This window comes from Pedobacter kyungheensis (assembly GCF_000812965.1).
GTDB classification, from domain to species: domain Bacteria; phylum Bacteroidota; class Bacteroidia; order Sphingobacteriales; family Sphingobacteriaceae; genus Pedobacter; species Pedobacter kyungheensis.
In genome coordinates, this window is record NZ_JSYN01000033.1 from 49959 (window position 1) to 60835 (window position 10877).

Annotated in this window: 10 protein-coding genes; 7 read left to right on the forward strand and 3 right to left on the reverse strand. The window is 39.4% G+C overall.

All coding sequences use genetic code 11. The features are described 5' to 3' along the window. Positions 1-174 precede the first annotated feature (174 nt). Together OC25_RS22905 and OC25_RS22910 are read right to left on the reverse strand one after the other, a co-directional pair. The gene (locus tag OC25_RS22905; RefSeq protein WP_039481290.1) at positions 175-1272 is read right to left on the reverse strand and encodes a hypothetical protein; all 1098 of its coding nucleotides are present in this window, start codon (positions 1270-1272) and stop codon (positions 175-177) included. A gap of 1 nt (position 1273) precedes the next feature. Further along, positions 1274-2083 (reverse strand): hypothetical protein, encoded by an 810-nt coding sequence (locus tag OC25_RS22910; RefSeq protein ID WP_039481294.1) that lies wholly within the window; start codon positions 2081-2083, stop codon positions 1274-1276. A 686-nt stretch (positions 2084-2769) separates the two neighbouring features. Between OC25_RS22910 and OC25_RS22915 the strand changes: the two genes are divergently transcribed. After that, positions 2770-3018 (forward strand): helix-turn-helix domain-containing protein, encoded by a 249-nt coding sequence (locus OC25_RS22915; RefSeq protein WP_039481298.1) that lies wholly within the window; start codon positions 2770-2772, stop codon positions 3016-3018. A 78-nt stretch (positions 3019-3096) separates the two neighbouring features. Here the strand turns inward: OC25_RS22915 and OC25_RS22920 are convergent, their stop codons facing one another. Then, positions 3097-5574: a hybrid sensor histidine kinase/response regulator gene (locus OC25_RS22920; protein WP_039481302.1), complete on the reverse strand. Its 2478-nt coding sequence runs from the start codon at positions 5572-5574 to the stop codon at positions 3097-3099. A 139-nt stretch (positions 5575-5713) separates the two neighbouring features. Between OC25_RS22920 and OC25_RS22925 the strand changes: the two genes are divergently transcribed. The 6 genes from OC25_RS22925 to rlmN all read left to right on the forward strand — a co-directional run bounded on the left by OC25_RS22925 (position 5714) and on the right by rlmN (position 10205). Beyond that, positions 5714-6403: a helix-turn-helix transcriptional regulator gene (locus OC25_RS22925; protein WP_039481305.1), complete on the forward strand. Its 690-nt coding sequence runs from the start codon at positions 5714-5716 to the stop codon at positions 6401-6403. 129 nt (positions 6404-6532) lie between these two features. Next, entirely contained in the window at positions 6533-7030 is a 498-nt protein-coding gene (locus OC25_RS22930; RefSeq protein WP_039481309.1) for a DinB family protein, read from the forward strand. A gap of 125 nt (positions 7031-7155) precedes the next feature. Next, positions 7156-7677, forward strand: coding sequence for an NADPH-dependent FMN reductase (locus tag OC25_RS22935; RefSeq protein WP_039481342.1), 522 nt, complete (start codon positions 7156-7158; stop codon positions 7675-7677). 27 nt (positions 7678-7704) lie between these two features. Next, positions 7705-8664 carry a 23S rRNA pseudouridine(2604) synthase RluF gene (gene rluF / locus OC25_RS22940; protein WP_039481312.1) on the forward strand — a complete coding sequence of 320 codons (960 nt, stop codon included), beginning with the start codon at positions 7705-7707 and terminating at the stop codon, positions 8662-8664. After that, positions 8664-9071, forward strand: coding sequence for a DUF3995 domain-containing protein (locus OC25_RS22945; protein ID WP_039481315.1), 408 nt, complete (start codon positions 8664-8666; stop codon positions 9069-9071). The genes rluF and OC25_RS22945 overlap by 1 nt, the downstream gene beginning before the upstream one ends. A gap of 78 nt (positions 9072-9149) precedes the next feature. Further along, positions 9150-10205, forward strand: a complete 1056-nt coding sequence (gene rlmN, locus OC25_RS22950) for a dual-specificity RNA methyltransferase RlmN (protein WP_039481318.1) — start codon at positions 9150-9152, stop codon at positions 10203-10205. The last annotated feature ends 672 nt before the right edge of the window (positions 10206-10877 follow it).

Consider the following 10877-nt stretch of genomic DNA (forward strand, 5'->3'; position numbering starts at 1 on the left):
ATACTCTCCCTAAGGCTGTACTGGTAGCATCTTATATCCTAAAAATGTTCACCATACTATTTACGTTTTTGCTTTTTACATGCTTACATGAAGTCCGCCATTGCATTGCTTGATTTTTCAGCTCGATGAGGATAATACCTCACCCTACGGTTCTGCAAAAAACCTCTTTTTTTCTTATTCAACAATCACTTGTATACCTGCTTTAGCTGCCTTATAGCTAATCTTTGCCTTTAAACTGTAATAGCTCCAATTCTGCAACAGATAATGATCCTCCCTGGCTATTTCCTCTTTTTCCTGCTGGTTGACCAAAAGCAGAGTTGCGGCCTGGTTTTTAAGACAAAAATCGATCAGCATCTTGCTGTAAACATGCAGTTTTTGTTCCACATACCGCCTTTCCATATGCCGATAATCCTCTACACATTTCATTTTCTTCTTTCTTCCATGGCCACCGCTGTTAAAATGAACTGCTTTTTTGACCCTATTTACCGCCGACTGTATGGCAAGCCTTCGGTGGAGAAATTCCTCCTTATTCCCTATAGCATATTCCTGGCTACCGACCTTAACAGTTACCGGATGTTCTATCGATAGGGAGGCTTCGGCTATTATAGTCGGGTCGAGTACATGGTGCTCCTTCTCAATCCGTATTGCAGCCAATAGAAATATTTTTCCTTTGTCCAATTGGATATGGCTGGCACAAAGCTTCAATGCACCACTTATAACCTTATCAAACATGGCCTTCTTATCCGACCTGTCCTTTCCAAGGTAAGTTCTAAAAGGGATCTGAAAAAGCCTGAAAGTGAAATTTTTATTGTCAACTGCCCGGGTTAGTTTGGAGATTACCTCTGCACCAAAGGGCAACGGGATATTACGTTTATAGTTCCTTAGTGATTTTTCGCCTTTCCAATAAGCATCCTTTTCTTTATTGAAATTGGATATTAGCGTATTGTTGAGGTTGCTCAAAATATTTGCAGGGATCTGCCCTTTGAAATGATTGGAGAGCAAACGGTAGGTGGTATTCTGGCGTGAGGATTTCAAAATACCGTTCGCCTCTTTTTTCTCATCAGCTATCTTTAACTTGATATCCTCCGTTAAATAAAAGAAATCCTTCACCCTTTCCTGTACGAAATGATGGCTCATGATCATATTCGCTGCCCTGAAACAGATCCATTGCCAGTTATACAATTGATCAATCGCGTGTTTGACCACCTCCCGATCTTCGGAATCGATTACTAACTGTATTTTGCGGGTAACAACCGTAGTACTATTTTCCATATCACCTGATTTTTATTTTCCTTATTCTCAATGAAGCAGCAGCGAAAGCCTGCTGGATGTATCCCTGATTGAGGTTTAAGGCCTCCGCAATCTCTGTAAAACTATACTGAAGCTCATAACGCATTTGAAGGATCTTATACTGCTCTTCGCTCACATCTCCTTCAAACCTGAATCTGCTTGTTTTTTCAATTTGATCAAGTTTTTGCGAATCGGTGATTACTGCCTTTAAGCACTCGAGCGTCCGTTCCACTCTTCTTGCAACCTGATAATCAGAAATTCCTCCAATATGCCAGGCCATCTGGCCGTAATCAAACGAATACTTGATGCAGAGCCTGATAAAAAGCTGCTGGTCCTGACTCAGGTTAGGAATTACCGCTTTTATCTGCTCCCATTGTTTTATTTCCTCTTCTCCCGGTGCTTGATGATAAACAAACTCACCTTCATCCTCTTGGAAAGGATCATGACCTGCAATAAATTCCTGGTAGTTTTCAATTTCGTCTAGTCGAAGCATATTGCGGTGGAATCTGTTGCAAGATGTTTTAAAGTACGCCCTGCAGCCCTCAGAAGTCAATTTTCTGACAAAAGTTTCAATATGTTCCGGACAGGTTATATTTTCTCTGCATAACCAAAGCCTTAGGAAAGCTTCATTTACAATACAATCCGCATTAACATCATCCTTTATATATTTAAAACCATAGTAATATATAGGGCGATATAAAAGTTTGTAGAAAAATTCAAGCCCTTTCTCATTCCCTTGCTTAAACCTGATGAAATTTATGTTACGATTTGAGTTTGATTGCGCGTATTCCATGATGAATATATTTAATTTAGATATGATGCGTTTTCCGTCGTGGCAGACTATAAGGTTTGATCGTGTACATTTTTGAGCCTGTCTTCAAATATGAACGCATCCAATATTTAGATGGATGCTCAAGATCTAGCCTTTAAACCAGCCTGCCTATCCTTGCAAAAAAGGCATAACAATGCCAGTGCGATGGTTTTTATCGTTTTTCGATGACTAATCGACTCAATATCGAAAAGTAAAGAAATTAATGCGGGAGGGCTATTAAACAACTTGCCTAAAATCGTCCAATAGAAATTACCTCCTCAAATTAAAACTATTCAGGCGCACAGATTACCACCGAAATGAGGCAATTGAAAAAATGTTTTGATTTTAAAATCATACTCGTATGGGTTATACGAGTCCTGCATAATGGATGCAATACATGTGAGGCTGCAAACCACGGCCGCTATAAAAGTTCTGACCCCTTAAGCTAACATGGATTTACAGCAGCCTCACATCTATTCGGACGTGCTAATATAGCACATCTTTAAATAGACGTGAGTATTAATCTGCTGTCTTGCACTAGCGGGGTCAGAAAAAGCAGCTACAAGACTCTTATTAATACACAATTATATAATCAAATATAAAAAAAATACCCAAAAAGTCAACATAAATATTGACTTATTATTTTTTTTATATTAACAGCTTGCCAAATGGAAAATTTGGACGTTAAAGATTTTAAAGTTTCTTTGGCAAAGCGTATAAAACAAAGAAGAGTGGAATTAGGTTTAACCCAAGCCTCCTTAGCTTTAAGGATAGGTTTTAAGGATAAACAAATTGTTAATAATTATGAAATACAGGGAGCCAACCCTACAGCTTACAACCTTGTACTGATTGCAAAGGCACTAGATATAACGGTGAACGATCTACTTGATTTTAGCAAACTTGAAAATTCCAAGTAAGTTCTAAAATATTTCGCCATAAAGTTTTATGGGAAGTCATTCCGTTTTAATTTTCCAATTCAACCTTATTTTAGAATTTTACATAGAACCCGAATAATTCATTTCTTCCATCACCGCAATTAAGCCTTCCAGCTTCTTAATTTGCAGGGAAACATCAGACTTAACAACATCCGTTAACCCGTTTTTGGCAATATCAATTTCCAGGAGTCTGAGTGCATTGGCTAAGGTTTTAGCACCCAATTGTCCGGTTCGGCCTGCAAGGCGATGCACAATCAGTCTGCTGTTATCCTGATCATTTTTTTGCAGGTGAAGCTTTAACTCGGCTGCATCATCAATAGAATCTTGCTTAAACCGGTTCAGTATTTTTTCCAGCATCTGCTGATCGCCAAAAGTCATTTTTTCTATTGTGGAGAAATCAAACTCTGGTTGCTCGGCTAAAATCGCTGTTTTCTCAAAAATAGATAAAATATCCGCTGCTCTGAAAGGTTTCATAATCAACCCGTCAAAACCCTCGCTTAAAACCATTTCACGTTCTTCGGGCAAAACCTGTGCGGTTATGGCGTAAAATTTAACTGATTCGGGTAGTTTTTTCCTTAGCAAATGGCAAAGCTCAAAACCTGTCATTTCAGGCATGCGCATATCCATCAATACATATTTCAAATCATTCTCGGGTGTAGCCTGCAAAATATCTGCTATCTGGCTAAAACTTCTGAAAGCAATATTGTTCTTTTCGAAAATTATTCCGCAAAGTTCCAAAATCAGTTTATCATCGTCAATTACCCATACAGTTCCAGGGTTTACAATAGCGTAATGCTCTAAATCCAGTTCATTTTGAGCGCGCTCATCCGTATATTCGTATTTAAGGTAAATGTTAAACGTAGTACCTGCACCCGGTTTGCTCTTTACATAAATCCTTCCACCCTGGGTTTCGATTAACGATTTAACAATAGGTAAGCCCAAACCCGTGCCTGCCTGATTGATGATGTATTTTTCTGGCGATTCAATTTGTTCAAACTCGTTAAAAATCTTTGCCCGGTCTTTTTCTTCAAAACCAATTCCTGTATCCTTTATGATAAAATGGAAATGCAGGTCGTTGCCTTGTTTTTTATAAGAAACCGCTAATTTAATTTCGCCTTTAAGCGTAAATTTCACTGCATTACCCAATAGATTAAATAAAATCTGTTTTAACCTGAAAGCATCCCCCTTTACCGATTCGAGGTGATCGAGACCTAGATCGACATTTAGTTGCAAAGATTTCTGCTCAGCCAACGGGCGCATCACCGAAACCACTTCGTCCAAAACTTTTTTAATATCGAACACCTGATGATTGAAACGGAATTCGCCCGAGATGATGCGGTTATAGTCCAATACCTCGTTAACAATCTGCAGCAAATGGATGGATGATTGATAAATGGCATCGACATCCTTTTTCTTCGGAACATCCTGTTGGGTAATGAGTTCGGCATAACCCAGTATAGATTGGAGGGGAGTCCGGATTTCGTGGCTCATATTCGAAAGGAATCGTTGCTTGGCTTTTCCGTGGTATTCGGCTTCATCTTTGGCTTGCTCCAATGCTCTACGGTATTTATTACTTCGGGTAATATCGGCCAGAATTAAATAGAGCAAAATAACGGTAAGCAGAAAAAATGCAAGGATAATGATGGTAATTTGCGTAATCCCATCGTTCACCACTTCTTTTGCCTGTATACCATTTAAATCAACCTGCGCTACCGCTTCGCCTTCTACTTCGCGTAAAATCTGTAGCATTTGTGCGGTTAATGCGTTACTGGCATTGGACAAGTCAGCCTCTCGTTTTAAAAACTTCTGGCTTTTCTGTCGCTGTTCCTGTTCGATATTTTTTAACGAACCGGTCATGCTTTTCATAATGCTATCCTCAGCCTTAGCATTTAAAGTATCACGTTTAACTTTAAATTCTTCGTTAATAATCTTGTAGGCTTCTGATTTTTTCTTCCCGAAAAGTTTGGCAAAAAAATTACGCGATTTCTTATCTTCTTCAGGAGCAACAGTAGTGGTAGAAGTGGTGGTTTCGGTTGTTAATATTGCACTATCCGTTTGCCTGGTGCGTGTAGCTACCAGTTCGTTAAGTTTCTTCACTTCTTCCGAAAACGACTTGGTATTTACCAGCGTTTCGCGCACTTTCAGGTAATTTATAAATTGCTTATCACGATCGGAAAGCAGGTTTTTGATCGATTTTATTCTCACCAGCTGGGCCGAATCGCCACGGTATAATTTCCGCAGGGTATCCAGGCTTGATCTTAATTTACGCGATTCTTTTAAAAAACTATAATTGCCTTGCTTATTAAATGCCTCATCGCGCTGCAGCTGATCGAGCCTGGCAATTTTATGCGAAAGATCATTCACAATTCGCAGGCGGTCGTTGGGTGCCGAAATTTCTTCTACCGTATCCAACATACGGGTAAAGGCAAATTTACTAATGCCCCATGCCATCAACAAGGCAAAACAGGCCAATAAGAAGCCTATAATTACTTTACTTTTTACTGCCCGGAAAAAACGTTTTTGAATAACGGCCGCCATCTAATTCAGATTATATCCCCAACACCTATATAATGGTTTAAGAGGTAAATTGATATCTTTTTATTGTTTACAAATAACGTACCACAAGAAATCTGCTCAAAAAACTTTAATTTTATAAATCGCCTAATCAAACAAAAACATGAACCGTATCGATCGCCTTTTCGGCATATTAACCCTCCTTCAATCTAAAAAATACATTACTGCCGAAAAAATTGCTGAACGCTTTGATATGAGTATCCGCACGGTTTACCGCGATATTAAAGCCCTGGGCGAGCAGGGTATTCCGGTAAGTTTCGAGCAGCACAAAGGCTATTATTTGGTACAGGGCTATTTTCTACCTCCTGTTTCTTTTAATATGGAAGAAGCCAATGCATTGCTTTTGGTAGAGAGTCTGGTAAACGGCTTTGCCGATCATTCCATCCGAGCGCATTATTCTACTGCACTTACCAAAGTTAAATCGGTGCTCAAAAGCAATCAGAAAGAAAAGCTCGAAACCATGAACCAGCACATTAAGCTTCAGATCCCCGAAAGACTTAACTTTAATTTCGAATATTTATCGCTCATTCAACAAGCCATTGCCGAAAAACACATTATCGCCCTCGATTATAAAAATAACAAGGAGGAAGTAAGCAAGCGGGAGGTAGAACCAATTGGCTTAATTTTTTATGCTTTCAGCTGGCATTTAATTGCCTGGTGTCATTACCGGAACGAATATCGCGACTTTAACCTCACCCGGATTATCTGCATTAAAAACCTGGGCATTTCATTCAGAAAAGCTTCACACATGCCTTTAAACGACTATATGCACCTCCTACCGGTAAATTATTAAAATATTTTTTTTACACTGCCATAGGGTTGTCAGTCGCCACTGTTTTCTTTGCTTAAACAAACATCAAAATCATGAGCATCGCCGATTTATTACTGATGGATTTACACACAGCAGAAAAAACAAAAAAATATGGACATTATTAAAGCATTATTGAAAGAGTTAGCGGCTGAATTTAACACCACTAAAAAATTTCTGGCCCTGGTACCAGTTGATAAATTTGATTGGGCTCCGCACGAAAAAAGCATGAAAATGAAATCGTTGGCCAGCCATATTGCCGAGTTACCTAGTTGGGTTTCCCTGGCACTTACCACGGACGGGCTTGATTTTGCCGCTGCACCATACGAGGAAAAGCACATCGAAACTACCGATGATTTATTGAAATTACTAGAAGAAAGCTATGCTGGTGGAAAAGCAGAACTGGAGAAAGCCAATGAAGGATTGTTAAGCGAAAAATGGATACTGAGAAACGGTGATCAGATTCTGGCCGACTACACCAAATACGAAACCATTCGCCATTCACTTAGTCAAACCGCACACCACCGTGCTCAATTGGGCGTTTATTTCAGATTATTAAACATCCCGGTACCTGGCAGCTATGGCCCGAGTGCCGATGATCAGAACTTTTAAGTAACTCTCTCGTATAACCGTCATTTCAATAGCAACAGATTTGGTGCATTTCTCTGTCCTTTTGAAATGACGGTTGTATTACCTGCGCATATTTGTATTACATTTCTGCTTTGCTAATTTTAGCCATGAAGAAAATCTTTGCCATTTGCGGTAGTACAAAAGCATCATCTACCAACCTGCTTTATATTGCAGCCATTACTAAACTTCTGAGGCATGAATACGAAGTAGTTACGCTCAGTTCCATAGCAGATCTTCCGCATTTTAACCCTGATTTAGATACTGATGATGCACCTCAATCCGTTGTACAGCTCCGCAAAAATATCAGCCTAGCCGATGGAATTTTAATTTGTACCCCTGAGTATGCCATGGGCCTGCCTGGCAGCTTAAAAAATGTATTAGACTGGACAGTAAGTTCGGCTTCATTTTCCAGAAAACCTGTTTTGTCTATTGTGGCCTCCTCGCAAGGTGAAAAAGCATACCAATCACTCATCGATGTATTAACTGTTATCGAGGCTAGAGTTTTTCCTTTACTGGTACCCTTCGCTAAAGCTAAAATTAATCCCGAAGCAAGTATTACCGATTCAACAACTTTATCGGCCATTGAAGCAACGCTCAAGCAATTTGTTGCCAACCTATCCAATGAATAACACAATTTATTTGCGTAAAATTGCAGCATGAACAACAACTCTGCCACCCGTTTAAATAAATTCATCAGCGAAAGCGGATTATGCTCGCGCCGCGAAGCAGACCGTTACATTGAGAAAGGAACGGTTTTTATTAACGGGAAAAGAGCTAAAGTTGGCGATCAGGTTTTTGCGGGTGATAAAGTGATGGTTAATGGCCACAATATCGAACCCAAAGAAGAAAGCAGTTTTGTGCTTTTGGCTTTCAACAAACCCGTAGGCATTACCAGTACAACAGAAAGCGGTGTACGCGATAATATTGTAGATTATGTAAACTACAGCGAAAGGATTTTCCCTATTGGCCGCCTGGATAAAGATTCATCAGGGCTAATTTTCCTGACCAACAATGGCGATATCGTAAATAAGATTTTGCGTGCAGGAAATAAGCACGAAAAAGAATACATCGTTACGGTAAACAAACCCATTACCGAAGATTTTATTTTCGAGATGAGCAATGGCGTACCCATTTTAGGCGTAAATACCCGCAAATGCAAGGTAAGGCAAATCAGTACCTTTGTATTCAATATTATTCTTATTCAGGGATTAAACCGACAAATCCGCCGAATGTGCGAACATTTTGGTTATGAAGTTACCAAATTAGAACGTACGCGGATTATGAACATTAACCTGAAGGGGATCCCAACAGGCGAATTCAGGGAGCTTACCGAAGAGGAAATGAAAAGCATTACCAAAAGCATTGAAAATTCATCTTCGGAGGCCAAACCAAAAGCTAAAAGCACCCCAAAGAAAAAACCAAATGCCTGGGAGGAAATTCCGGAGCTTCGCGAAGAACAACCTAAAAAGCAGTTTAAACCAAAACCAGCAGGTAAAAAATATGCTTCACAAGGTGGATCAAAAAATACTGCTAAAAGTAACTCAGGTAACAGAAATACCCGGTCTTCAAAACCGAAATCAACAGATAAATCACATTCACGCAAACGCGGGCGCTAATGAACAGTATCATCTACCTCAATACCACTATCTTTCTTTTTCTGGCAGGTGTTCACTTTTACTGGATGGCAGGAGGTAAATGGGGCATTGATGCCGCTTTACCGACTACAGCAGAACATCAGCGAATTTTTAATCCTGGCAAAGCCGAAACATTCGTTGTAGCCCTGGGTTTACTTGCTTTTGCTGCCATTACTTTTGCTCATAACTTTCATTTCGAAATTGATGTACCCCATTATCTACGCTACGGCATCGCAGTTATTTTTCTGACCAGGACTGTTGGCGATTTTCGGTATGTGGGTATTTTCAGGAAGATAAACCACACAGTATTTGCCAGATACGATCAAAAGTATTATGTTCCCTTATGTGCTTATCTGGCCTTATCAGAATTATTTCTTGCTGCGTATTAATGTAAAATTTGTTCATTTATAGGTCGTTGCAGATACAATACTTCTAGCTTCCAGCTTTTTTAAGTACCTTTGCAGCAAATGGTAACAGCAAAAAAAACCGATATTCGTGCGTTAGATCTGCCACAATTGCAACAACATCTTACTGCAATGAAACAGCCTGCATTCAGGGCTAAACAGATTTACCAATGGCTATGGGAAAAATCGGCAACGAGTTTCGAGCAAATGAGCAATCTTTCTAAAGACTTAAGAAAAGTTTTAGACGATACTTTTACCATTAATGCTGTGCAGGTTAACAACTCTCAGTTTAGTAACGATCAAACCATTAAAAACACTTTTAAGCTTACCGATGGCAACATTGTAGAAGGTGTTTTAATTCCTTTAGACGACCGGATGACAGCCTGTGTTAGCTCACAAGTTGGCTGCAGTTTAACCTGTAAATTTTGTGCAACCGGCTATATGGACCGTAAGCGCAACTTAAACGCAGACGAAATTTACGATCAGGTGGTATTGATTGATAAGCAGGCTAAAGATAACTATAACCATCCGCTTACCAATATCGTATATATGGGTATGGGAGAGCCCCTTTTAAACTATTCCAATGTATTAAAATCTATTGAGCGCATAACTGCACCAGATGGCTTAAATATGAGCTATAAGCGCATTACCGTTTCTACAGCGGGTATTGCTAAAATGATTAAGAAACTGGGCGATGACGGCGCTAAATTCAATCTGGCACTATCATTACACGCCGCTAACGATGAGAAGCGTAACGAAATTATGCCAATCAATGAGGCTAACTCACTGAAATCGCTTGCAGAGGCCTTGAAATACTATTTTGCCAAAACCAAAAATCCGGTTACTTACGAGTATATTGTTTTTAATCATTTTAACGATGAAATTGCTGATGCCATGGACTTGGCTAAGTTCTGTAAACACATCCCTTGTAAAGTTAACCTGATTGAGTATAACCCTATTTCTTTCGCTGCATTCACCAATGCCGAAGGCGATAAGATAGATGCTTTTTCAAATTACTTAAAAAGCCAGGGAATCAATACCAATATTCGCCGTAGTCGTGGTAAAGATATTGATGCTGCTTGCGGTCAGTTAGCAGTTAAAGAAGAAGCTAAAGCTTAATTCATCGTTATTTCTACTTCAGTAGCACAAAGCCAAGGCCAGCATTCATGCTCTTTCCTTTTATCATTAAGGGATTAAGGGCGTTAAGAAAAAACATATTGGTTTAGTGCAAAGCAACCTTAATTACCTTAATTCCTTAATGGTTATAAAGCTTAAAGGTGAAAGACTAATGCAGTTATTTTTTTGAAGCGCAAAGCCAGTGCAGGTAGTAAAGGTTCCGTCCTGCTGTACGTTGCAATCCTTTTGGAGGCCTTATGCAAGCTTTGATGTACCTGTTCAAGCCAAAAGGGATTTCCACTGCCATCAGGGCTATTATTGAAAGCTTAAAGCCAAAAGACCAAAGACTAAAGCTTTGTATCCTGCATTAGTCTTTAAGCTTTGGTCTTTCAACCGTTTCATTTTATCATTAAGAGATTTAGGGCATTAAGAACAATACTATTATTGCATTAGTGCAAATAACCTTAATTACCTTAACTGCTTAATGGTTTAAAAAAAGCCTAAAGCAAAAAGACCAAAGACTAAAGCTTTATCCCGCTTTCTGCTTTAGTCTTTAAGCTTTCTGCTTGATCCGTCTTTGGTCTTTGGTCTTTCAGCTTTGGTCTCCAGAATGGCCGTAAACAAGAAAACCCCTCAGCATTAACTGAAGGGTTCCTTTAAGATTTGGCACCGACC

Bases quoted from the DNA above. Each gene is read 5' to 3' on its own strand.
- rlmN (WP_039481318.1), top strand. From the start codon at position 9,150: ATGGTAACAGCAAAAAAAACCGATATTCGTGCGTTAGATCTGCCACAA.
- OC25_RS22935 (WP_039481342.1), top strand. From the start codon at position 7,156: ATGAAGAAAATCTTTGCCATTTGCGGTAGTACAAAAGCATCATCTACC.
- OC25_RS22920 (WP_039481302.1), bottom strand. From the start codon at position 5,574: ATGGCGGCCGTTATTCAAAAACGTTTTTTCCGGGCAGTAAAAAGTAAA.
- rluF (WP_039481312.1), top strand. From the start codon at position 7,705: ATGAACAACAACTCTGCCACCCGTTTAAATAAATTCATCAGCGAAAGC.
- OC25_RS22925 (WP_039481305.1), top strand. From the start codon at position 5,714: ATGAACCGTATCGATCGCCTTTTCGGCATATTAACCCTCCTTCAATCT.
- OC25_RS22910 (WP_039481294.1), bottom strand. From the start codon at position 2,083: ATGGAATACGCGCAATCAAACTCAAATCGTAACATAAATTTCATCAGG.
- OC25_RS22945 (WP_039481315.1), top strand. From the start codon at position 8,664: ATGAACAGTATCATCTACCTCAATACCACTATCTTTCTTTTTCTGGCA.
- OC25_RS22930 (WP_039481309.1), top strand. From the start codon at position 6,533: ATGGACATTATTAAAGCATTATTGAAAGAGTTAGCGGCTGAATTTAAC.
- OC25_RS22905 (WP_039481290.1), bottom strand. From the start codon at position 1,272: ATGGAAAATAGTACTACGGTTGTTACCCGCAAAATACAGTTAGTAATC.
- OC25_RS22915 (WP_039481298.1), top strand. From the start codon at position 2,770: ATGGAAAATTTGGACGTTAAAGATTTTAAAGTTTCTTTGGCAAAGCGT.